General features: G+C 62.7%; 17 protein-coding genes, 2 tRNA genes and 3 pseudogenes. 13 read left to right on the top strand and 9 right to left on the bottom strand.

Annotated features, from left to right (window positions below):
• Positions 1-165: 165 nt before the first annotated feature.
• The 4 genes from LK440_RS04845 to LK440_RS04830 are packed head-to-tail and all read left to right on the top strand — an operon-like array spanning position 166 to position 3,603.
• Positions 166-1,068 carry a metal ABC transporter substrate-binding protein gene (locus tag LK440_RS04845; RefSeq protein WP_005014765.1) on the top strand — a complete coding sequence of 301 codons (903 nt, stop codon included), beginning with the start codon at positions 166-168 and terminating at the stop codon, positions 1,066-1,068.
• A complete protein-coding gene (locus tag LK440_RS04840; protein WP_005014766.1) occupies positions 1,065-1,934 on the top strand; it encodes a manganese/iron ABC transporter ATP-binding protein in 870 nt (289 codons plus the stop codon). Before LK440_RS04845 ends, LK440_RS04840 begins: the two co-directional genes overlap by 4 nt.
• Entirely contained in the window at positions 1,931-2,782 is an 852-nt protein-coding gene (locus LK440_RS04835; RefSeq protein WP_005014767.1) for a metal ABC transporter permease, read from the top strand. The genes LK440_RS04840 and LK440_RS04835 overlap by 4 nt, the downstream gene beginning before the upstream one ends.
• Positions 2,779-3,603 (top strand): metal ABC transporter permease, encoded by an 825-nt coding sequence (locus LK440_RS04830; RefSeq protein WP_005014769.1) that lies wholly within the window; start codon positions 2,779-2,781, stop codon positions 3,601-3,603. Before LK440_RS04835 ends, LK440_RS04830 begins: the two co-directional genes overlap by 4 nt.
• A gap of 57 nt (positions 3,604-3,660) precedes the next feature.
• Here the strand turns inward: LK440_RS04830 and LK440_RS04825 are convergent.
• A tRNA-Arg gene (locus tag LK440_RS04825) sits at positions 3,661-3,737 on the bottom strand.
• A 140-nt stretch (positions 3,738-3,877) separates the two neighbouring features.
• On the opposite strand from LK440_RS04825, the pseudogene LK440_RS04820 reads away from it, so the two are divergent.
• Positions 3,878-4,495 (top strand): annotated as a pseudogene (locus LK440_RS04820) (ISL3 family transposase); the annotation flags it as partial.
• 17 nt (positions 4,496-4,512) lie between these two features.
• On the opposite strand, the pseudogene LK440_RS04815 reads toward LK440_RS04820, so the two are convergent.
• Positions 4,513-5,635 (bottom strand): annotated as a pseudogene (locus LK440_RS04815) (IS3 family transposase).
• A 56-nt stretch (positions 5,636-5,691) separates the two neighbouring features.
• Between LK440_RS04815 and LK440_RS04810 the strand changes: the two are divergent.
• The 4 genes and pseudogenes from LK440_RS04810 to LK440_RS04795 form a co-directional block, all read left to right on the top strand.
• Positions 5,692-6,300 (top strand): annotated as a pseudogene (locus tag LK440_RS04810) (ISL3 family transposase); the annotation flags it as partial.
• Positions 6,301-6,445: 145 nt separating this feature from the next.
• The gene (locus LK440_RS04805) at positions 6,446-8,806 is read left to right on the top strand and encodes a membrane-bound PQQ-dependent dehydrogenase, glucose/quinate/shikimate family (RefSeq protein WP_005014777.1); all 2,361 of its coding nucleotides are present in this window, start codon (positions 6,446-6,448) and stop codon (positions 8,804-8,806) included.
• A gap of 16 nt (positions 8,807-8,822) precedes the next feature.
• Positions 8,823-9,485 (top strand): TetR/AcrR family transcriptional regulator, encoded by a 663-nt coding sequence (locus LK440_RS04800; RefSeq protein WP_005014779.1) that lies wholly within the window; start codon positions 8,823-8,825, stop codon positions 9,483-9,485.
• A complete protein-coding gene (locus LK440_RS04795; RefSeq protein ID WP_005014780.1) occupies positions 9,485-11,578 on the top strand; it encodes a TonB-dependent receptor in 2,094 nt (697 codons plus the stop codon). The genes LK440_RS04800 and LK440_RS04795 overlap by 1 nt, the downstream gene beginning before the upstream one ends.
• 15 nt (positions 11,579-11,593) lie before the next feature.
• On the opposite strand, the gene LK440_RS04790 is transcribed toward LK440_RS04795, so the two are convergent.
• Entirely contained in the window at positions 11,594-12,976 is a 1,383-nt protein-coding gene (locus LK440_RS04790; RefSeq protein ID WP_169510540.1) for an MFS transporter, read from the bottom strand.
• 125 nt (positions 12,977-13,101) lie between these two features.
• Here LK440_RS04790 and LK440_RS04785 point away from each other — a divergent pair, with 125 nt between their 5' ends.
• Positions 13,102-13,572 carry a nuclear transport factor 2 family protein gene (locus LK440_RS04785; RefSeq protein WP_005014784.1) on the top strand — a complete coding sequence of 157 codons (471 nt, stop codon included), beginning with the start codon at positions 13,102-13,104 and terminating at the stop codon, positions 13,570-13,572.
• A 64-nt stretch (positions 13,573-13,636) separates the two neighbouring features.
• Here LK440_RS04785 and LK440_RS04780 read toward each other — a convergent pair.
• The 6 genes from LK440_RS04780 to cysS all read right to left on the bottom strand — a co-directional run bounded on the left by LK440_RS04780 (position 13,637) and on the right by cysS (position 19,346).
• Positions 13,637-13,729, bottom strand: a tRNA-Ser gene (locus LK440_RS04780).
• Positions 13,730-13,823: 94 nt separating this feature from the next.
• Positions 13,824-15,083, bottom strand: coding sequence for an aspartate kinase (locus LK440_RS04775; protein WP_005014786.1), 1,260 nt, complete (start codon positions 15,081-15,083; stop codon positions 13,824-13,826).
• 84 nt (positions 15,084-15,167) lie between these two features.
• On the bottom strand, positions 15,168-16,217 hold the full coding sequence (gene tilS, locus LK440_RS04770; RefSeq protein WP_005014790.1) for a tRNA lysidine(34) synthetase TilS: 1,050 nt from the start codon (positions 16,215-16,217) through the stop codon (positions 15,168-15,170).
• Positions 16,218-16,234: 17 nt separating this feature from the next.
• Positions 16,235-17,200, bottom strand: coding sequence for an acetyl-CoA carboxylase carboxyltransferase subunit alpha (locus tag LK440_RS04765; RefSeq protein WP_005014792.1), 966 nt, complete (start codon positions 17,198-17,200; stop codon positions 16,235-16,237).
• Between the two features lie 33 nt (positions 17,201-17,233).
• The gene (locus LK440_RS04760; protein ID WP_005014794.1) at positions 17,234-17,878 is read right to left on the bottom strand and encodes a DNA-3-methyladenine glycosylase family protein; all 645 of its coding nucleotides are present in this window, start codon (positions 17,876-17,878) and stop codon (positions 17,234-17,236) included.
• Positions 17,879-17,888: 10 nt separating this feature from the next.
• Positions 17,889-19,346: a cysteine--tRNA ligase gene (gene cysS, locus LK440_RS04755; RefSeq protein WP_005014796.1), complete on the bottom strand. Its 1,458-nt coding sequence runs from the start codon at positions 19,344-19,346 to the stop codon at positions 17,889-17,891.
• 200 nt (positions 19,347-19,546) lie between these two features.
• Between cysS and LK440_RS04750 the strand changes: the two genes are divergently transcribed.
• Genes LK440_RS04750 through LK440_RS04740 form a run of 3 tightly spaced genes read left to right on the top strand, consistent with a single transcriptional unit; the run spans position 19,547 to position 21,628 of the window.
• Positions 19,547-20,227: a tetratricopeptide repeat protein gene (locus LK440_RS04750; RefSeq protein WP_005014797.1), complete on the top strand. Its 681-nt coding sequence runs from the start codon at positions 19,547-19,549 to the stop codon at positions 20,225-20,227.
• Positions 20,224-20,865: a peptidylprolyl isomerase gene (locus LK440_RS04745; protein ID WP_017685276.1), complete on the top strand. Its 642-nt coding sequence runs from the start codon at positions 20,224-20,226 to the stop codon at positions 20,863-20,865. The genes LK440_RS04750 and LK440_RS04745 overlap by 4 nt, the downstream gene beginning before the upstream one ends.
• A complete protein-coding gene (locus tag LK440_RS04740; RefSeq protein ID WP_005014803.1) occupies positions 20,858-21,628 on the top strand; it encodes a UDP-2,3-diacylglucosamine diphosphatase in 771 nt (256 codons plus the stop codon). The genes LK440_RS04745 and LK440_RS04740 overlap by 8 nt, the downstream gene beginning before the upstream one ends.
• Positions 21,629-21,656 lie beyond the last annotated feature (28 nt).

Here is a 21,656-nt window from a genome sequence, read left to right as displayed (position 1 = left end):
ACGGCGATCACGCCGCGTTGACACCAGGCCGGTGCTGGACACAATCAATTAATGAGACTTATTATCCTTTAAATTTTATACGTGCCGCATGACTTTTTATCGATCCTCCTGTTGACGCGCCCTTGCCAGAAAGGGCCACGCCTTTTGTTTTCGAGGAGTCCCTCCGTGTCGCTGGATCGATCCCGCCGCCTGTTGCTGTGCCTTGCCCTTCTCGCCGGGCTCAGCCCTCCCCTGACCGCGCTGGCCGCCGACAAATTCAAAGTGGTCACCACGTTCACCATCATTGCCGACATGGCACGCAATGTGGCCGGCGACGCCGCGGACGTCACGGCCATCACCCGCCCCGGCGCCGAAATTCATGAGTACCAGCCTACGCCGGGCGATTTGGCGCGAGCCCAGGGCGCACAACTGGTGCTCTGGAACGGCCTGAATCTGGAGCGCTGGTTCGAGCGCTTCTTCAGCCGGGTACGCAACGTCCCCAGTGCCGTAGTCAGCGATGGCATCACCCCCATAAGCATTGACGCCGGCCCCTACCAAGGCAAACCCAATCCCCATGCGTGGATGTCGCCTCAGAACGCGCTGATTTACGTCGACAACATCCGCGATGCCCTGGCGCGCCATGACCCCGCCCACGCCGAGATCTATCGCGCCAATGCCCAAGCCTACAAGGCGCGCATCCAGGCAACCCTGCAACCCATTGCGCAACGACTCCACGCCATCGCCCCTGACCGTCGCTGGCTGGTATCCAGCGAGGGCGCGTTCAGTTATCTGGCGCGCGACTTCGGGCTCCAGGAGTTGTACCTGTGGCCCATCAACGCGGACCAGCAGGGTACGCCGCAGCAGGTGCGCCATGTCATCGACGTGGTGCGCGAGCACAAGATTCCAGCAGTCTTTAGCGAAAGCACGATTTCGCCCGCGCCGGCCAAGCAGGTTGCGCGAGAAACCGCCGCGCGCTATGGCGGCGTGCTGTACGTCGATTCACTCAGCGAGCCCGATGGCCCCGTGCCCACCTATCTTGACCTGCTGCGCGTGACCACCGAAACCATCGCTCGCGGACTGCAACCTTGATCCCCCCCACCACACTGACCGGCCTGAAGATCGACGAGGCCACGGTTACCTACCGCAACGGCCACACCGCCTTGCGCGGCGCCAGCTTCGAGATCCCCGCAGGCACCATCACCGCGCTGGTCGGGGTCAATGGCAGCGGCAAGTCCACGCTCTTTAAGGCCATCATGGGCCTGCAACGCCTGGCGTGCGGACAGATAGAGGTCCTCGGCATGCCCGCCCGCACGGCGCTGCGCCGCAAGCTGGTGGCGTACGTGCCCCAGAGCGAAGACGTGGATTGGGATTTTCCAGTCTTGGTCGAAGATGTCGTGATGATGGGCCGATACGGGCATATGGGCCCCCTGCGCCGCCCGGGCCGCAAGGATCACCTGGCCGTGACGTCGGCGCTCGAGCGCGTGGGGATGCATACCCTGCGCACCCGACAGATTGGCGAGTTGTCCGGCGGCCAGAAGAAACGGGTCTTCCTGGCGCGCGCCCTGGCTCAGGACGCGCGCGTCATTCTGCTGGACGAACCTTTCACCGGCGTGGATGTGACGACCGAAGACGCCATCATCGCCCTGCTCAGCCGACTGCGCGACGAAGGCCGCATCATGCTGGTGTCGACCCACAATCTGGGCAGCGTGCCGGAATTCTGTGATCGCGCGGTATTGCTCAATCGAACCGTACTGGCCTACGGCCCAGTGGCTGACGTGTTCACGCAGGCCAACCTGCAGGCGACATTCGGCGGCGTGCTGCGCCGCTTCGTACTGAGCAACACCGACGAGCGCAGGGCGCTGGCCGTGGACATTGTCACCGATGATGAGCGGCCGCTGGTGTTCTACGGCGACACCGCGACACCGCGCGAACCACGCCCCGGAGACCGGCCATGATCGCCGGGCTCGTCGCGCCATTCACCTATGACTACATGATCAAGGCCATGTGGGTCTCCGCGCTAGTCGGCATGGTCTGCGCTTTTCTGTCGGCCTACCTCATGCTCAAGGGATGGTCGCTCATTGGCGATGCGCTTTCGCACGCCATCGTGCCCGGCGTGGCAGGCGCCTACATGTTGGGCCTGCCGTTTTCCGGCGGCGCCTTTCTGGCCGGACTGCTGGCCTCGGCGGCGATGCTGTTCATCAAGCAGCGCACGGCTCTCAAGGAAAATGTCGTCACCGGCCTTGTGTTTGCGGGGTTCTTCGGCCTGGGGCTATTCATGGCTTCGCTGTCGCCCGCGGCGGTCAATCTGCAGACCATCATCATGGGCAACATCCTGGCGATCACACCCGAAGACACCTTGCAGCTGGCCATCATCGGTTTTGTTTCGCTCGCCATACTGTTGTGCAAGTGGAAAGATCTGATGGTGACGTTCTTCGACGAAAACCACGCGTGGACCACGGGCATCAATCCGCGCGTGATCAAGGCCGTCTTCTTCAGCCTGCTGGCCGCCTGCACGGTGGCCGCCATGCAGACCGTCGGCGCCTTTCTGGTGGTCGCCATGGTGGTCACGCCCGGCGCCACAGCCTACCTGCTGACAGACCGCTTCGGCCATCTGCTGATCCTGAGCGTGATCATCGGTGCGGCCACCAGCTTCATCGGCGCCTATGCCAGCTACTTTCTGGACGGCGCCACCGGCGGCATCATCGTGTTGCTGCAAACGCTGTGCTTTCTGCTGGCATTCGTCTTTGCCCCCAAGCATGGCCGCCTGGCAGCACACCGGCGAGCCGCGCTGGAGGCCTCATGACGCTGATCGAACAGCTTTATGCTCCCTTGGCGTTCGATTTCATGCGCCAGGCGCTTCTGATCGCCATGCTGGTAGCCATCCCCACGGCTCTGCTGTCCTGCTTCCTGGTGTTGAAAGGCTGGGCCCTGATGGGAGATGCCGTCTCGCACGCCGTGTTCCCCGGCGTGGTGCTCGCCTATATGGCCGGTATACCTCTGGAAATCGGCGCACTGGGTGCCGGCATGCTCTGCGCCGTGGGCACTGGCTATCTGCAGGCCAACAGCCGCCTCAAGCAGGAAACCGTGATGGGCGTGGTCTTCTCAGGCATGTTCGGCCTGGGCGTCGTGCTGCATACCAGCATACGCAGCGAAGTCCATCTGGATCACATTCTGTTCGGCGACATGCTGGGCGTCTCCTGGCCCGACCAAGTCGAAAGCGGGATCATCGCCATTGTGGTCAGCGGGGTCATTGTCGTGAAGTGGCGCGACCTGCTGCTGCAGGCTTTCGACCCGGTACAGGCCCGCGCGCTGGGACTGCGAACCGGGTGGTTGCATTACGGATTGCTGGCCCTGCTCTCGCTGTCGATCGTCGGTGGGCTCAAGGCGGTGGGCATCATCCTCATCATCGCCTTGCTCATCGCCCCAGGCGCAATCGCCCTGCTGCTGACGCGCAGCTTCGGCGCCATGCTGGTCTGCGCCGTGAGCATCGCCGTCGTGTCCTGCATGGCCAGCGTATACCTGAGCTTCTTTCTCGACAGTGCACCGGCGCCCACCATCGTTGTGACGCTGTCGTTGCTGTTTGTAGGCGCGCTGGCCCTGCGTCGCAAGCGTCATGCCTCGTGAACACACGCCGCGCCAAAAGAGAAAGCCCGCAAGCATGGCTTGCGGGCTTTGCAGATATGGCGCGCCCGGCAGGATTCGAACCCACGACCCCTTGGTTCGTAGCCAAGTACTCTATCCAACTGAGCTACGGGCGCTAAAGAGGCGTGTTTATAGCATGCATGGCGGCGCAATACAAATCACCCCCCCTTTTTTAGGTTCATCGCGGAATAGCGTGGAGCCGTGCTTGATTGCCGTTACGCTTGATCCTTGATTTTCAAGGATCAAGGCCGGGATCATGCTGGACCGCAAGACGATCGAGAGGTTGGGTGGGTGGGAAGGTTATCGGGTGGAGCGGGTCGTGTGGCCTGAAGGTGAGAGCCGGACGGTCACGATTTACCTGAAGCCTTCAGCGCGAACGATGCACTGCGAGCACTGCGGCAACCGATGTCGGCAGGTGCATGAGACGACCACGCGCCGGGTGCGGGATCTGCCGCTAATGGCGCTGCGAGTGACGCTGGTAGTGCCGCGTCGGCGGGTCTGGTGCGAGCAGTGCGGTGGACCGCATCTGGAGAGGCTGAGCTGGCTGGGCCGTTACCAGCGAGTGACCGACCGGCTGGCCGAGGCGGTCAGCCAGTTGCTTGAGTCCAGCAACATTCTGGCCGTGGCGCGCTTCTTCCAACTGGGTTGGCACACGGTCAAGGCGCTGGACAAGGCCCTGCTGCGACGGGCGATCCAAGAGCCGGACTGGAGCCAGATCCACTACCTAGCGATGGACGAGTTCGCTCTACACAAGGGCCATCGTTATGCCACGGTCGTTGTCGATCCGATCCGCCGTCAGGTGCTATGGATCGGTGATGGCCGCTCGCGCGAGACGGCCAGAGCCTTCTTCGAACAACTGCCAACTGGGGTTGCCCTGACCTGCCCCCAGATTTAGTACGGCACCGACATAGAGCCCAGGGGTAAAAGACCTTCTTTCTGATGAGCCTGCACGAATTGCGCCGGCGTTAAATATCCGAGCGCGCTGTGAGGCCGATCGGTGTTGTACTCGACTCGCCAGTTTTCGATCAAGCTTTTAGCCTGTCGCAGGGACAAGAACCAGTGCTCGTTAAGGCATTCGTCGCGGAACTTGCCGTTGAAACTTTCGATATAAGCGTTCTCCACCGGCTTACCCGGCCGAATAAACGACAGCTTTACGCCTGCTTGGTAGGCCCCCAGGCGTCCAAGGCTCTTCCGGCGAACTCTGGCCCGTTGTCCACGGTAATAGATCGCGGCAGGCCACGCATCTCCGCCAGCCGTTGCAGCACCATGGCAACACGCAGTCCCGGCAACGACGTATCGACCTCGATGGCCAGGCATTCGCGAGTGTAGTCATCGACGATAGTCAAACAGCGGAATCGGCGGCCATAGGCTAGGCCGTCGGCCACAAAGTCCATTGACCAACTCTGATTCGGCGCGATTGCCGCTGGGCGAACCACGCGCTCGGTCGCCGCGATTCGCTTACGCTTTCGTTTTCGCACGCTTAACCCTGCCAGACTGTACAGCCGCCAGATTCGCTTGTGATTTGCTTGCCAGCCTTCGCGACGTAAGAGCACATGGATCCTCCGATAGCCGTAGCGTCGTTTCGCCACTGCCATCTCTTTCATGCGCTCGGTCAGCGCAGCATCGCCTGAGCGTGTGCTCTCGTAGGCAAACAGCGACCGCGAAATTCCTACCAGCCCACAGGCCCGGGTAACACCCATGCTGCGCTCGGTCATTAATGTCCTGACCGCCTCGCGTTTGGCCTGCGGGCTGACTACTTTCGGCTTAGCAGATCCTGAAGCGCCGCCTTGTCCAGCATCGACTCGGCCAACAGCTTCTTGAGCTTGTTGTTCTCCTGCTCCAGCTCCTTGAGCCTCTGAGCGTCCGACACCGTCATGCCACCGAACTTCGCCTTCCAGTTGTAGTACGTTGCCTCGGAGATTCCGTGCTTGCGGCACAACTCTGCGGGCTTGGCACCTGCATCGGCTTCCTTGAGCACGCCGATGATTTGCTCTTCCGTAAATCGTTTCTTCATTGCCATTCCTTTGGGAACGGACTCTACATCGATTTCGTACTAATCACGGGGAGCAGGTCACCCAGCAGATCCGGGCCGTAGCGATCGACATGACGACGGCCTATGAGCTGGAGATCCAGGCCAACTGCCCCAACGCCGAGATCGTCTACGACCTGTTCCACGTCGTGGCCAAGTACGGCCGTGAAGTGATAGACCGGGTGCGTGTAGACCAAGCGAACCAGTTGCGGCACGACAAGCCGGCCCGCCGGGTGATCAAGTCCAGTCGCTGGCTACTGCTGCGCAATCGCAAAAACCTCGATCCGTGCCAATCGGTAAAGTTGGACGAGTTGCTCCAGGCCAACCAGCCCTTGCTCACCGCTTATCTGATGCGCGATGAGCTCAAACAGCTGTGGTTCTACCAACACCCCGGCTACGCCCGCCAGGCATGGGATCACTGGCTGCAACAGGCTCAGGGCAGCGGCATCGCCGCCTTGGCTCACTTCGCGCTCAAGCTAAAAGCCTATCTGCACGGGATTCTGTCTCGCTGTCGCCACCGGCTCAACACCAGCATCGTCGAGGGCATCAACAACACCATCAAAGTCATCAAGCGCCGCGCCTACGGCTACCGCGATCAGGAGTACTTCTTCCTCAAGATCCGGTCTGCATTCCCCGGTATTCCTCGATGAACCCTATTTTACCCCCTGATTTTCAGGGTTTGCCCCAAATGATACCGATAGGTATCATTTCGTCGGATTTTTCATGAACACACCGGCCGGCCTGACATCCGGTCTTGCGCACACCGTGTGCTGGTGAAAACACAGAGGTAGACACATGTCCCCCACCCCTAATCGCCCACCTTGGTACGTGACACTGTTTGGCATCGTGCTGGCGCTCATCGGCCTGGCGCTTGCCGCAGGCGGCGCCCGCCTGGTCAGCCTCGGCGGCTCCTGGTATTACCTCATTGCCGGCCTGGGCATGCTCGCCTCGGGCATCCTGCTGATTCGCCGTCGCTCCTCGGGCGCCTGGCTCTACACGATCGTGTTCGTCGCGACGGTCATCTGGTCGCTCTGGGAAGTCGGCACTGACTTCTGGCAATTGGTGCCGCGCCTGATCGGACCCATTGTCTTGGCCCTCATCACGCTGCTGATCTGGCCGGCGCTGCACAACGACGGCACCCGCAGCCGCGTGCGCCGCAACGCCTATCCATTGGCCGGCGTTGCGTTGCTGGCGCTCATCGGTTTCGGCGTCGGGATGTTCCGCCCGCAAGGCGTCATCCGTACCGAGGCCAGAGCCCAACCCGCCGCGGAGACCACGCCGCAGCCTGTGGCCGACTGGCAATACTACGGGCGCACGCCGTCCGGCACACGGTATGCACCGCTGACGCAGATCGAACCCCAAAACGTCGACAAGCTGGAAGTCGCATGGACGTTCCGCACGGGCGATGTCGCCTCGTCCGGAGCCGAAAATCAGAACACGCCCATCCAGATCGGCGACACCCTCTACGTCTGCACGCCGCACAACAAGGTCTTCGCCCTCGATGCGGATACCGGCAAGGAGCGCTGGCGCTTTGACCCCGAGGCGTCTTCACCCGTCTGGCAGCGCTGCCGTGGCGTGGGTTACTACGAAACCGCCGCAGCCCCCGCTGCCGGCGATGCGCAGCCTGCCGCATGCCGCAAGCGCATCATCCTGAGCACCATCGACTCGCGCCTGATCGCTTTGGATGCGGACACGGGCAAGCCTTGCGAGGATTTTGGTTCGCACGGTAGCGTGGATCTCAAACAAGGCATGGGCGAGATCAAACCGGGCTACTACTTCCAGACTTCCGCGCCCACGGTCGTGCGCAACATGATCGTCATCGGCGGCTGGGTATTCGATAACCGCGCCATCGACGAGCCTTCCGGTGCGGTGCGCGCGTTCAACGCCGACACGGGTGAACTGACCTGGGCGTGGGACATGGCCGATCCGTCCATCACCGGCCTGCCGCCCGAGGGCAAGACGTACACGCGCGGTACACCCAATGTGTGGTCGACTCCGGCCTTCGACGACCAGCTCGGCCTGCTCTATCTGCCCACCGGCAACTCCCCGCCGGACTTCTGGGGCGCGCACCGCAGCAAGGCCGCCGAGAAGTACGCCTCGTCGGTCGTGGCGCTGGACATTGCCACGGGCCGTGAGCGCTGGGTCTTCCAGACGGTGCACCATGATCTCTGGGACTATGACGTCGCCTCGCAACCCGCGCTCTATGACATTCCGGATGGCAAGGGCGGCATGCAGCATGCCTTGATTCAGGTCACCAAGCGCGGCCAGATCTTCCTGCTCGACCGTGCCACGGGCAAACCGCTGGCAGAGGTCAAGGAGCTTCCCGTTCCGCAGGGAGCGCAGCAAGGCGATTGGACTTCCCCCACCCAGCCCTATTCCGTGGGCATGCCCGCGATCGGCACGCAGCCGCTGTCGGAAGCCAAGATGTGGGGCGGGACGTTCTTCGATCAGCTCTGGTGCCGCATCGAGTTCAAGAAAATGCGTTACGAGGGTGAGTTCACTCCGCCCTCCACCCACCGCAGCCTTCAATACCCGGGCTACTACGGCGGCATGAACTGGGGCAGCGCCTCGGTCGATGAGTCTCGTGGCTACCTGATCGTCAACGATATCCGCATGCCGCAATGGATACAGCTGATCCCCCGCGCCGACGCCGACAAGGAAGGCGCGGCCGGCGTACATGACGGTTTTGCTCCACAAACCGGCACACCTTACGGCGTATCCAAGAATGGCTTCATGTCGCCGTTGGGCGTGCCTTGCCACGCACCGCCCTATGGCACGCTGTCGGCCATCGATCTGAAGAGCCGCCAACTGATGTGGCAGGTGCCCATGAGCACGCTGCAGGACACCGGCCCCCTGGGCATGAAAACCGGGCTGCAGATCCCTATCGGCATGCCTACGCTGGGCGGCCCGTTGACCACGGCTTCAGGCCTGGTGTTTTATGCTGGCACACAGGACTACTACCTGCGCGCCATGGACACCACCTCGGGCAAGGAACTCTGGAAGGCCCGCCTGCCCGTTGGCGCGCAGGCCACGCCCATGAGCTTCGTCTCGCCCAAGAGCGGCCGGCAGTTCGTGGTCTTGTCCGTAGGCGGCGCGCGCCAATCGCCCGATCGCGGCGACTACGTCATCGCCTACGCCTTGCCCGGCAAGCCATAAGGCCGCGAGCCACGCCATGAGTCCCTGCGACCCGACCGCCAGACGATCTTCTCTGCCGCCCGGCGGGCGGGTCACCCGACGCGGCCGCGACCGCAGCGATCGTCTGCTGCGTGTGGCCGCCGATCTCTTCCTTGACCACGGTTACGACAACGTCACGCTGGACGAGATCGTGGCTCAGACCGGTGGCTCGAAAACCAACATCTACCGTTATTACGGCAGCAAGCAGGCGTTTTTCTGCCGGGTGGTGGAATATCTCTGCGATGATTTCCTGGCTGCCCTATCGGACCTCGATGTCCAGACAGGCGGCCTGGAAGGCGCATTGAGCCGCCTGGCTCGCGCCTTGATCCATGCCATGCTGAATCCGCGCCAGGTCGCCTTCTACCGCATGGTGGTGGCGACCTCGGCACGACTGCCGGAGGTCGGCCGCGCCTGGTTCGCCCACGGACCGGTCGCTTCACGCGTAGCCTTTACCCGTTTGCTCCAGGTCCAGATCGACCTGGGCGCCATTCATCCCGACACACGCATCGACGAAGTCGCCACCCAGTTGCATGGGGCCCTCGTCTATGACTTCTTCACCCGCACCGTCATGCTCGGCGCGCACCCGGACAGCGTGGCTATCGACGCAGCCGTCGACGCCTTGGTGCGCAGCGCCAGACGCTGGCTCTCCATCGAGGCTTAGTGCATCCTTTCCGACCTCTCCTGCGGCTCGCGTTGCTGCTGCTGCCCCTGCCCACACTGGGGCAAACGTCCACGCTCGCCCCTATAGTCGTCACAGGCACCCGCAACGGCACTTCCGTGCTGGACACACCGGCATCGGTGGATGTCATCGACGGCGCCACGCTGCGGGCCAACGCCCTGCAGGTCAATCTCTCAGAGAACCTCAGCGCAGTGCCCGGACTGCAGATACCGAATCGCCAGAACTTCGCGCAGGATCTGCAACTGTCCATCCGCGGCTTTGGCGCACGCTCGACCTTCGGCGTGCGTGGCGTGCGGATTTATGTCGACGGCATCCCGGCCACCATGCCCGACGGGCAGGGGCAGACCTCCAATATCGACATCAGCTCGGCCGACCGGGTCGAAGTCCTGCGAGGGCCCTACTCGGCGCTCTATGGAAACTCATCGGGCGGCGTGGTGCAGGTCTTCACCGAAGATGGCGCCCGTCCACCGCACGTGCAAACCAGCATGGCCGCGGGCAGCTTCAACACGCTTCGCTATGGCGTACAAGCCAGCGGAGCAAGCGGCACCGGTGCAAGCGACCTGGACTATGTCGTGGGCATAAATCGCTTCACCAGCGATGGCTATCGCGATCACAGTGGCGCGCGCAAGAATCTGGCCAACGCCAAACTCGGTCTACAACTCGACGATGACAGCCGGCTGACACTGGTGCTCAACAGGGTCGACCTGAAAGCCCAGGATCCCATGGGCCTGACGCGACAGGAGTTCGACGACGATCCGCGTGCCGCCTCGCCCGCGGCGCAGCGTTTCAACACCCGCAAGACAGTGCTGCAGACGCAAGGCGGCCTGGTGTATGAGCGCCAGGTCGATGCCGACAATGCATTGCGCGTCATGGTGTATTACGGACAACGCGAAACCTGGCAATATCAGAGCATCCCCGTAGCCGTGCAGAGTCCGCCTGCGCAGTCCGGCGGCGTCATCGGCCTGCGCCGTGATTATGGCGGCGCCGACGTGCGCTGGACTTCTCATATGACCCTGGCCGGCCAGCCCTTTACCGTCGTGGGCGGACTGGCCTACGACAGCCTGCACGAGATCCGCAAAGGCTATGAAAACTTCACCCGTGGCGGCGCGACGCTGGGCACCAAGGGCGCCTTGCGCCGGGATGAGACCAATGAGGTCTACAACCTCGACCCTTACCTGCAGACGTCGTGGGAATTTCTGCCCCGCTGGACCCTGGACACCGGCCTGCGCTATAGCAGCGTTGACTTCGATTCGCGCGATCACTACATCGTGGCGGGCAATGGCGATGACAGCGGCGACGCACGCTATCGGCGCGCTCTGCCGGTGGCCACCCTGCGCTATGCGCTAGACGATGACAGCAATGTCTATGTTTCTTTCGGCAAGGGGTTCGAGACGCCGACGATGAACGAGATATCCTATCGTCCCGACGGCCAGCCAGGCCTGAACTTCGGCCTGCAACCCTCGGTCAGCACCAATCTGGAAGCCGGTATCAAGCGCCGTTTTCCGACCGGCCTGGCGACGGCGGCGGTCTTTCACACCCGCACAGAAAACGAAATCGTCTCGGCAGGTAGCATCGACGGCCGCAGCGCCTTCCGCAATGGCGGACGCACACGCCGCGACGGGCTGGAGCTGGCCTGGGACGGCGAGTTCGGCTCCCACTGGCGAACGCGTCTGGCCTATACCTATATCAATGCGCGCTACCGCGACGACGTGGCCGGCACGGGCATCGCAGCGGGCAATACGATCCCCGGCATTGCCCGCCAGGCCCTTTACGCCGCGCTGGCCTGGGCGCCGCCGCAAGGCTGGCAGGCCGGTATCGAAGGCCGGTATCTGGATAAGCTGTACGTCGACGACGCCAACAGCGATGCGGCCGCCGGCTATGTGGTGGCGGCGCTATCGGCAGGCTACATCTGGAAGCATGGGCCCTGGACCTGGAGCACCTATGCCCGCGTGGACAATCTGTTCGACCGCCGCTACGCCGGCTCGGTCATCGTCAACGAAGGCAATGGTCGCTACTTCGAGCCCGCCCCGGGCCGCAACTGGAGCGCGGGCCTGACCGCGACCTACCGCTTCTGAGCAAGCCGGCCACCGTCAGTCGGCAAAACGCAGGCGCGCGAAGCTGGCAATGCTGGCCAGCGCGGCAAACAGCACGCCTAGCCACAGAGCCCAGGCGGTTCCGCCAACCCCGGCCAGGTGCAGACAGGCTGCCACCAGGGCCGCGCCGGAGGACTGCCCCAGCAGACGCACCGTGCCGACCATGCCGCTGGCCCCGCCCGCCCGTCCGGGCGGTGCTGCGCCGATGATGGCCCGCAGATTGGGAGACTGGAAAAAACCAAAACCCGCTCCGCACAGCGCCATGCGCCAACCGATATCCCAGGCAGTCGGCTGCGCGGACATTGTCGCCAGGCTGAGCATGCCCAGCGCCAGTACGGCCAGACCGGCGCCGCCCAGCAGACCGGCAGGATAGTGATCCGACATCCGGCCCGCGATCAATGCCATCACCGCCACCACCACCGGCCATGGCGTAATCAGAAAACCTGTCTCGACCTGCGTGTATCCCAACACCTGTTGCAGCATGAAGGGCAACGAGACGAAGGCCAGCGCCTGGGTCGCGAACGCGCAGACGGCCGTGGCGGCCGACAGTGCAAAAACGGGCCGCCGCAACAGATCCACGGCGAGTATGGGCGCCGGATGACCGGCTTGCCGATACAACAACAGCACCAGGCAGAAGGCGGCGATCGCAAGTTCCGAGGCCACGCGCCAGACCGGCACGTAGTGACCGGCTTCTGTCAGCCCCAACACCAGAAAAGACAGAAAGCCCGCGCATAGCAAACCCGCACGCCACTCGAAGCGATGTCCCGAACGTGCGGTCGCGGGCAAACCGCGCAAGGCGAGCACCAGCGCCACGACACCTACCGGCACGTTGATCAGAAACAGCCAGTGCCACGAGCCGTAAACCAGTATCAGCGACGCCAGCGTGGGCCCGGCGGCAAACGACAGGCCAACCACCAGCGCATTGGTCCCGACGCCCCGCCCTAATGCATGCGAAGGGTAGATAAAGCGCACCAACGCCCCGTTGATGCCCATCAGGCCGGCTGCGCCCAACCCTTGCAGAATGCGCGCGGCCACCAGCACCGGCAGCGAGGGGGCCAGCCCACAGGCCAGAGACGAGAGAATGAAGACAATCAACCCCACCAGATAGACACGTCGATGGCCGAATACATCGCCCATGGCCGCCGCCGGCAGCAACGCGGCCACCATGGCGAGTTGGTAGGCGCTGATCACCCAAATCGAGGCTGACTCGGTCGCATTGATCTCGCGCGCGATCGTCGGCAGCGCGGTGTTGGCGATCGCCGTATCCAGACTGGCCATGCAGACTGCCAGCATGACAGCCACCATGGCGCCAAACCGTTCGGATTGTGGAACGCCGGCGCCGGCCGGATGGACTTCATTGCGTGAGAAGGTCAACAGCATGGCTACAGGAAAGGCGAGGCCCAAGTCTTATATATGAGTTGGCCTTCACTATACTGCCAACATCGATAAGTCGCGAATCACCGCTTACGCCGCGCTGTCTAGCCCCAACCATGAGAGGAGCAGCCATGCAGGAATCGAGACCGCCTCTGCCGCCATTTAGCCATGAAAGCGCCGTCCTGAAAGTGCGCGCCGCTGAGGACGCCTGGAATGGGCGCGACCCCGTCAAGGTGAGCCTGGCCTATACGCCTGACACGCACTGGCGAAATCGCGCTGAGTTCATTGAGGGGCGCGCAGCGGTGATCGCCTTTCTCAGGCGTAAATGGGCGCGCGAGCTGGATTACCGGCTGATCAAGGAGTTGTGGGCGCATGACCGCAACCATATCGCGGTGCGCTTTGCCTATGAGTGGCACGACGACTCAGGTAACTGGTTTCGCGCGTATGGCAATGAAAACTGGGAGTTCAACGATCAGGGCTTGATGCGCTATCGCCACGCCAGTATCAACGACATGCCCCTGCGCGAAGACGACCGTCTGTTTCGCTGGCCACTGGGTCGGCGGCCAGAAGATCACCCGGGCCTGAGTGAACTGGGGTTGTAAACCACTGGCAAATGGCTTGCGCCAAATGAAAAGGCCCGCGATAAAAATCGCGGGCCTTAAATCTTGGCGGAGACGGTGGGATTCGAACCCACGATGCAGTTTTTAGCCACATACTCCCTTAGCAGGGGAGCCCCTTCAGCCTCTCGGGCACGTCTCCGAAGAATCCGAGATTTTACACGAATTTTTTACAGTTTTTTCGGATGAGCCCGGAAAAAATGCAAAAAAGCGGACGCATAAGCATCCGCCTCTTATCACGCAGCCGGAGCCTGATCCAGGCCAAAGGCCTTGTGCAGGGCGCGAACGGCCAACTCCATGTACTTGTCGTCGATGACAACCGACGTCTTGATCTCGCTGGTGCTGATCATCTGAATGTTGATGCCCTCTTGCGAAAGCGTCTGGAACATCAGGCTGGCCACACCGACATGCGAGCGCATGCCGATGCCAACGATGGACACCTTGGCGACTTTTTCGTCGGTGATCAATTCGCGGGCACTGACCGCAGGGATCACGTCACGCTTGAGCAGTTCGACAGTGCGCAGAAATTCATTGCGGTTGACCGTGAAGGAGAAATCGGTCGTACCGGCGACCGATTGGTTCTGCACAATCATGTCGACATCGATATTGGCCGCGGCAACCGGGCCCAGAATCGAATAGGCAATACCCGGCTTGTCGGGCACGGCCAACAGGGTGATCTTGGCTTCGTCGCGGCTGAAGGCGATGCCGGAGACAACGGCGGCTTCCATTTTTTCGTCTTCCTCAAAAGTAATCAGCGTGCCCGAAACCATTTCTTCTTCGAGCGGAATGAGCGGGTCGGTCAGCGAGGACAGTACGCGGGTCGGCACACGGTATTTACCGGCTAACTCGACCGAACGGATCTGCAGCACCTTCGAGCCCAGGGAGGCCATTTCGAGCATTTCCTCGAACGAGACCACGGGCATGCGGCGAGCCTCGGGAACCACACGCGGGTCGGTGGTGTACACACCATCGACGTCCGTGTAGATCAGGCATTCATCAGCCTTCAGCGCGGCGGCCACAGCGACCGCCGAGGTGTCTGAACCACCCCGGCCCAGCGTTGTGATGTAGCCTTCGGGGTCCACGCCCTGGAAACCGGTGACGACGACAACACGACCGGCGTCCAGATCGGCGCGGATGCGGGCATCGTCGATGGAGGTGATACGTGCCTTGGTATAGGCCGAATCGGTCACAACGGGGACTTGCCAGCCAGCGTAGCTACACGACTGCACGCCCTCGGCCTGCAAGGCGATGGCCAATAAACCGCTGGAGGCCTGCTCGCCCGTGGCGGCAATCATGTCGAGTTCGCGGCCGCTGGGCTGCGGCGTGATTTCGCGAGCAAGACCGAGCAGGCGATTCGTTTCGCCCGACATGGCCGACGGGACCACGACCACCTGGTGGCCGGCGGCGTGCCACTTCGCGACGCGGCGCGCCACATTCTTGATGCGCTCGATGGAGCCCATCGACGTACCGCCATACTTGTGAACGATCAGGGACATCTCGTACTCTGGCTGGGGGCCCGCAAAGTCGGGCAAAGTCGATGATTCTAGCGCATGGTGAAAATTTGCGCAGACAGCTTTGCGTCAGCGCGGCGCAGCGTCGACCGGACCTGGGGCGATCTCCAGCCATACCCTGCCGCGATGACAACGAATTTCATGGCCCTCGTGCCTGACCCGCAACTGCCGATCATGCCCGAGCGCATGCAATTGCCGCAATTGACGCATGAGTTCGGCCAGCCTTGATTCGGCGGGCATGCGCAGGCCGGCCTGCGCCAGCCAATAGCGCAAGACCTGAGCTTGGCGTGGCGGCGACAGTTCGCGCCAGGCGGCCAGACCGAACCCTCGGCCATCAGCATCCGGCTGCAGCCGGGCAAAATCCTCGCCGGCGACCTCGTGCAGGATCTGCGCCGCCTCGCCCATCTGCCGCGCGTGACGCGCCACGATGGCCTGCCACCCAGGCCAGCGCGCGTCCAGCAAAGGAGACAGCGCGGTACGCACAGCGGCGCGCGTATAGCGCGGATCGGCATTGCTGGGATCTTCGACGGCCTGCCAGCCCGTCAACTCGGCAAATGCCGTGGCAGCACGGCGGATTTCCTGGCGGTTCAGGTCCAGCCAGGGGCGCAGGTAGGTCACCCCGTCGCGCTGGCTTGATGCACGCATGGCCGCCATGCCGTCGACGCCGCTGCCACGCAGCAGCCGCAGAAGTACGGTTTCGGCCTGATCATCCTGATGGTGAGCAAGCAATACATGACTCACCCCGTCGCGGCGCGCCGCATCGGCCAGCGCGGCATAGCGGGCCGCACGAGCAGCAGCCTCCATGCCGCTGCCATCCATCGGCACCGTCACCTGCACCACGCGCACCGCGATGCCGAGCAAATCGCCTAATCGCCTCGCATGGGCTGCCCATTCGTCGGCCTGCGCCTGCAATCCATGATGGACATGAAACGCCAACAGCGGTCTGTCCACCGCAGCTGCCGCCGCCGCCAACGCCAGCATGGCCGAATCGGCTCCCGCGCTCAGCGCCACGGCCACGGCCTGCCCTGCCGGCACGTCGCTTAGCGCCGCGCGCACCCGCCCGACGGCTGCCGGCCCGAGAACCTGCGCATACGCTGCGTCAAGCGGGCGGCGAGACATGCGTCGCCCTGGCGGACTTAGCCGCGAACTTCCTGGTAGCGGCCATAGGCCAGTACCCGCTCGAGGCGTTGCGCGACCAGTGCTTCGGGGCTCAAGCCCTGCAACTGGCGCAGCGAATCGCCCAGGGCGCGGCGCAACAGGCGGGCCATGACACGTGGATCACGATGCGCGCCGCCGACCGGTTCATTGACCACGCGGTCGATCAGGCCGAGATCCTTCAAGCGCGGCGCGGTGATGGCCAGGGCCTCGGCCGCGTCGGGAGCATTGTCGGCGCTACGCCAAAGAATGGATGCACATCCCTCCGGCGAAATGACCGAATAGGTCGAGTACTGCAGCATGAGCACGGCGTTGCCCACGGCAATGGCCAGCGCGCCACCGGAGCCGCCCTCGCCGATGATGGTGACGATGACGGGCACCTTCAACTCGGCCATCACATACAGATTATGGCCAATGGCTTCGGACTGGCCACGCTCTTCGGCGCCAATGCCCGGGTAGGCGCCCGGCGTGTCCACGAACGTAAAGATAGGCAACCGGAATTTTTCGGCCAGCCGCATGAGGCGCAATGCCTTGCGATAGCCTTCCGGGCGCGGCATGCCGAAATTGCGCGCAGCGCGTTCTTTCGTGTCACGGCCTTTCTGGTGACCGATCACCATGCAGGGCATGCCGTTGAATCGCGCCATACCGCCGATGATGGATTGGTCATCGGCATACATGCGATCGCCATGCAACTCATGGAAATCGGTGAAGATCTCGCGCACATAATCCAGCGTATACGGGCGTTGCGGATGGCGCGCCACCAGCGCCGTCTGCCAGGGCGTTAACTTGGCGTAGATCTCTTTGGCCAAGGTCTGGCTCTTCTGCTGCAGACGTCCGATTTCATCGGAAATATCGACAGCGGAATCGGCCTGCACATAGCGCAGCTGCTCGATCTTGTTCTCAAGTTCGGCGAGCGGTTGTTCAAATTCCAGAAATGTATTGCGCATGAAGTGTGGTTCCGTTGATGGGCGCCGGCAAGCTCAGTACTGGACCGGGGTCGGTTCCAGACTGCGCCACAGATACCAGGTCGCCACGGTACGCCAGGGCTGCCACGCTAAAGAGACCTCGCGGGCCTCGAAGCGGGAAACGGGCTCGCCGCTGAAATAGTGTAACGAGATTGCCTTGAGCAACCCAAGATCATCCAGCGGGAGCACATCCGGACGCTGAAGATTGAAAATCAAAAACATCTCCGCCGTCCAGCGCCCGATACCACGAATGGCAACCAGCTCCGAAATGACGGCTTCATCATCCATCGTCGCCCAACGCTCGGGGTGAACTTTGCGCTGCCCAAAATGATCAGCCAGATCCTGCACGTATTCGGCCTTGCGCTGGGACAGACCCGCGGCACGCAGCCCGGCGACACCGGCGCGCAGCACCGTGGCCGGCGTCGGACGCTTACCAGCGACCTCCAGCAGACGCGCCCACAGCGCATCGGCCGCCTTGGTCGAAATCTGCTGGCCGATGATGGCGCGCGCCAGCGTCACGAATGGCGTGCCGCGCGAACTCAGCCAGGTATGGCTGTGCTGCGGGATGATTTTTTTCAGAATGCGGTCGCGACGCATCAGATGCGCCACGGCCTCTTCCCAATAGTCGGGTTTGACGAGTTCGAGATCAGTACTGGACATGAGCGGGATCTCAGGCGCGACGCCACTGGGTCACGCCACCGGGCTTGTCGTCCAACTCGATGCCTGCCGCACGCAATTCGCCACGGATGGCATCGGCCCGGGCGAAATCGCGCGCCTGCTTGGCCTGTGCACGTTCGACGATCAGCGCGTCGATCTGGCCAGCCTCTAGTTGGGCGCCAGCCCCCTCCTGCTGCATGGCTGCCGCGGAATACCGTGTGGGCGAACGGAAATAGACTTGCGGCTCCTGCTGCAGCAGGCCCAGCAAGGCGGCCAACGCCTTCAACTGGCCTGCAGCGCGGCTGTCACGCTCACGATTGACGCGGCCGGCCAATTCAAACAGCGCAGCGACCGCGCCGGAACTGTTGAAGTCATCGTCCATGGCAGCCTTGAAGGCCTGGGCCTGGGCTTCCGTCCAGTCGATGCCTGCGGTGTCGGCCGGCACATTCTGCAACGCTTGGTAGAGACGATCGAGCGCATTCTGCGCGTCGATCAGATTGTCCGGGGTGTAATTCTGGGCGCTGCGGTAGTGATTACGCACGATGAAAAAGCGCAACATCTCCGCCTCGCGCGGATTGACGACGTAATCCGCGCGATTGCCGGGCCCCTCGTTTTGCGAGATGGTCTGACGGATGGTGCGGAAATTACCCAGCGACTTGGACATCTTGTCCGCGTCGACCATCAACGGGCCACAATGCATCCAGACATTGGCCAGGGTACCGCCGAAGGCCCCTTCGGTCTGGGCGATTTCATTTTCGTGATGGGGAAACTTCAGGTCCGGACCACCGCCATGGATATCGAGTGGCAGGCCGAGCAGGCTTTTACTCATGGCCGAGCACTCGATGTGCCAGCCAGGACGGCCGAAACCATAGGGCGACTCCCATTTGGTTTCCGGCGGCTCTTCGGTCTTGGCCGACTTCCAGAGTACGAAATCCAGCGGGTCGCGCTTGGAGGAATCAACGGCCACCCGCTCGCCGGCACGCAGATCATCCAGGGACTTGCCCGACAACTTGCCATAGCCTGCAAAGCCGCGCACGGAATAATTCACGTCGCCGTCGTCGGCCTGGTAGGCCAGACCGTTTTGCTGCAAGCGGCCAATGATGTCGAGCATCTCGCTGACATACTCGGTGGCACGCGGCTCCTGATCCGGCCGCGCCACACCCAACGCGCGTTCATCGGCATGCATGGCATCGATGTAATACTCGGTCACCTCGTGCATGCGACGCCCCGTCTCAACGGCGCGGCGAATGATCTTGTCATCAATATCGGTAATATTGCGCACATAGTCGACGGCATAGCCACTGGCACGCAGCCAGCGCTGAATGACGTCAAACGACACCAGCATGCGGGCATGCCCCAGGTGGCAATAGTCATAGACAGTCATGCCACACACGTACATGCGCACCTGGCCGGCGTGCACCGGTGTGAAGACTTCTTTGGTACGCGACAATGTGTTGTAGATGTGCAGCATGGCGCTCGTTTGGGCTATCTGGGCGTCGTCGGGAAGGTTGCCAGCCCGACCCCCGACATGGTGGGTGGGCGATAGGCATGCCGCCCTTCGAAGGCATGCCTGAAGGCCATTGCCGCAACCGGGGCTAAAATGGCGATCGTAAAGTATAGCAAGCGGCCTGCTGCCGCGCTTTCGGACAGGCCATAGACCAACGGACCCCCATGACCTACAAGCCGCTTATCCGCTCTTTTCTGCTGGCGCTGGCCTTGTGCGGCGCGGCCCCGGTCGTTCAGGCCCAGTCCATGTACGGCGGCGCATCCGAAGGACGCAACGCCAACATGACCAAGCTCGATGAACCGCGGCCCGAAGGTGGCTGGGATGGCCTGGCCAAGGTACTCGAAGCCGTCAAACCCGGCGTGGACACCCGCCTGGATCCCACTGCCTCGCAGATCACCGACCATATCGAGCAGCTGCTCAACGCCGGCCGCAACGAAGAAGCCCTGAAAATGATCGAAGCGCGGCAGCAGGCCTCGCGCAAGATCCCTGGCACCGACGTGCAGTTGATGTTCCAGCACGCCCGGGCGCTCGCGGCCCTCAAGCGCCCCCAGGAGGCCGAGGCCATTTATGCTGAAATGACCACGCGTTTTCCGGAGCTGCCCGAACCCTGGAACAACCTGGCGGTGCTCTATGCCGCCCGGGGAGAACTCAATCAGGCCCAGGATGCGCTTAACATGGCGTTGCGGGCCGATCCGAATTACGCGGCCGCCCGCTCCAATCTGGGCGACATCCAGCTCATGATCACCCTGCGTAGCTATCGGCAAGAAGCTGCGCGCGGCGTTCCGGGCATGAAGGAAAAAGCCCAGGAGCTGGACAAGCTACTGAAGGACAAATCGCACTCATGACCGCTTTTGTTTCTCGCATCAAGCCGCTGGGCCAGTGGGCCGGCGCTTTCCTGCTGGCGACCCTGCTGCCCCTGAGCGCTGGCGCGCAACCGGCCTCCTCCTCCCCCTCTCTTTCAGAAGGCACTACCTCCATGAGCAATCCTCGCGTCAAACTGCAAACCAACCAGGGCGATATGGTCATCACGCTGGATGCCGAAAAGGCCCCCAAGACGGTTGCAAACTTCCTTACCTACGTCAAAGACGGCTTCTACAACGGCACGGTCTTTCACCGCGTGATCGACGGCTTCATGATCCAGGGCGGCGGTTTCGAGCCGGGCCTCAAGCAAAAACCCACCCAGGCGCCCATCGAAAACGAAGCCAATAACGGCCTGAAGAACGACAAGTACACCGTCGCCATGGCCCGCACCAGCGATCCGCACTCGGCCACCGCCCAGTTCTTCATCAACGTCGCCAACAATGACTTCCTGAACTTCACCGCCCCCACGCCCCAGGGCTGGGGTTACGCGGTGTTCGGCAAGATCACCGAAGGCACCGACGTGATCGACAAGATCCGCGGCGTGAAGACCGGCAACAACGGTTTTCACCAGAACGTCCCCAAAGAGGACGTGATCATCGAGAAGGCCGAAGTCCTTGAATAAGCTGGCACTGCCAGGCTCGATCTGGCTGGCCTCTGACGTGCACCTGGGGCCGGCCACCGTGGCCACCTCGGAAGCCTTCATGGGCTTTCTGCAGGCTGCCGCCGAAGAGGCCGACGCACTGCTGCTGCCCGGCGACATCTTCGACGCTTGGATCGGCGACGATGTCATCCGGGCAGCACCGCCCTGGCTCGCCCAGGCACTGCAGGGCATCAAGGCGACGGCTGCGCGCATCCCGGTCTACCTGGGTCGCGGCAACCGTGATTTCCTGATCGGCCAGGAACTGGCCGATGCCGTAAACGCCACGCTGCTGCCCGAGCCGGCCCTGATCGACTCGGACTTCGGTACGCTGCTGATTACGCACGGCGACGAGTACTGTACGGACGACGTCGCCTACCAGCAGTTCCGCACCATGGTGCGCGATCCCCGCTGGCAGGCGCAGTTTCTGGCCAAGACCATCCCCGAGCGACTGCAGATGGCCCAACAGGCCCGCGGCGAAAGCATGGCAGCCAACCAGACCAAAACCATGGCGATCATGGACGTCAACACGCAGGCAGTCGAGTCCGCCTTCCGTGACGCTGACGTCGCCATCATCGTCCATGGCCATACGCATCGCCCGGACCGTCATGTCATGGCGGTCGACGGCAAAAAGCGCGAGCGCTGGGTACTGCCCGATTGGGACTGTGACCACGGCGAGTCACGCGGTGGCTGGCTGGTCATCGACCGCGACGGCCTGCAGTTGTACGACTTGGACGTGGCGGCTTAAAACACCGCAGCGGCCTGGGCTCTTGTCT

Origin of the sequence: Bordetella holmesii, from assembly GCF_020735985.1 — a bacterium.
Classification (GTDB): Bacteria; Pseudomonadota; Gammaproteobacteria; order Burkholderiales; family Burkholderiaceae_B; genus Bordetella; species Bordetella holmesii.
This window is presented reverse-complemented; position numbering and strand designations above follow the sequence as displayed.

Excerpts from the sequence above, each read along its gene's own strand:
- LK440_RS04835 (WP_005014767.1), top strand. The coding sequence starts at position 1,931 with ATGATCGCCGGGCTCGTCGCGCCATTCACCTATGACTACATGATCAAG.
- LK440_RS04830 (WP_005014769.1), top strand. The coding sequence starts at position 2,779 with ATGACGCTGATCGAACAGCTTTATGCTCCCTTGGCGTTCGATTTCATG.
- LK440_RS04805 (WP_005014777.1), top strand. The coding sequence starts at position 6,446 with ATGTCCCCCACCCCTAATCGCCCACCTTGGTACGTGACACTGTTTGGC.
- LK440_RS04800 (WP_005014779.1), top strand. The coding sequence starts at position 8,823 with ATGAGTCCCTGCGACCCGACCGCCAGACGATCTTCTCTGCCGCCCGGC.
- LK440_RS04790 (WP_169510540.1), bottom strand. The coding sequence starts at position 12,976 with ATGCTGTTGACCTTCTCACGCAATGAAGTCCATCCGGCCGGCGCCGGC.
- LK440_RS04785 (WP_005014784.1), top strand. The coding sequence starts at position 13,102 with ATGCAGGAATCGAGACCGCCTCTGCCGCCATTTAGCCATGAAAGCGCC.
- LK440_RS04775 (WP_005014786.1), bottom strand. The coding sequence starts at position 15,083 with ATGTCCCTGATCGTTCACAAGTATGGCGGTACGTCGATGGGCTCCATC.
- tilS (WP_005014790.1), bottom strand. The coding sequence starts at position 16,217 with ATGTCTCGCCGCCCGCTTGACGCAGCGTATGCGCAGGTTCTCGGGCCG.
- LK440_RS04765 (WP_005014792.1), bottom strand. The coding sequence starts at position 17,200 with ATGCGCAATACATTTCTGGAATTTGAACAACCGCTCGCCGAACTTGAG.
- LK440_RS04760 (WP_005014794.1), bottom strand. The coding sequence starts at position 17,878 with ATGTCCAGTACTGATCTCGAACTCGTCAAACCCGACTATTGGGAAGAG.
- cysS (WP_005014796.1), bottom strand. The coding sequence starts at position 19,346 with ATGCTGCACATCTACAACACATTGTCGCGTACCAAAGAAGTCTTCACA.
- LK440_RS04750 (WP_005014797.1), top strand. The coding sequence starts at position 19,547 with ATGACCTACAAGCCGCTTATCCGCTCTTTTCTGCTGGCGCTGGCCTTG.
- LK440_RS04745 (WP_017685276.1), top strand. The coding sequence starts at position 20,224 with ATGACCGCTTTTGTTTCTCGCATCAAGCCGCTGGGCCAGTGGGCCGGC.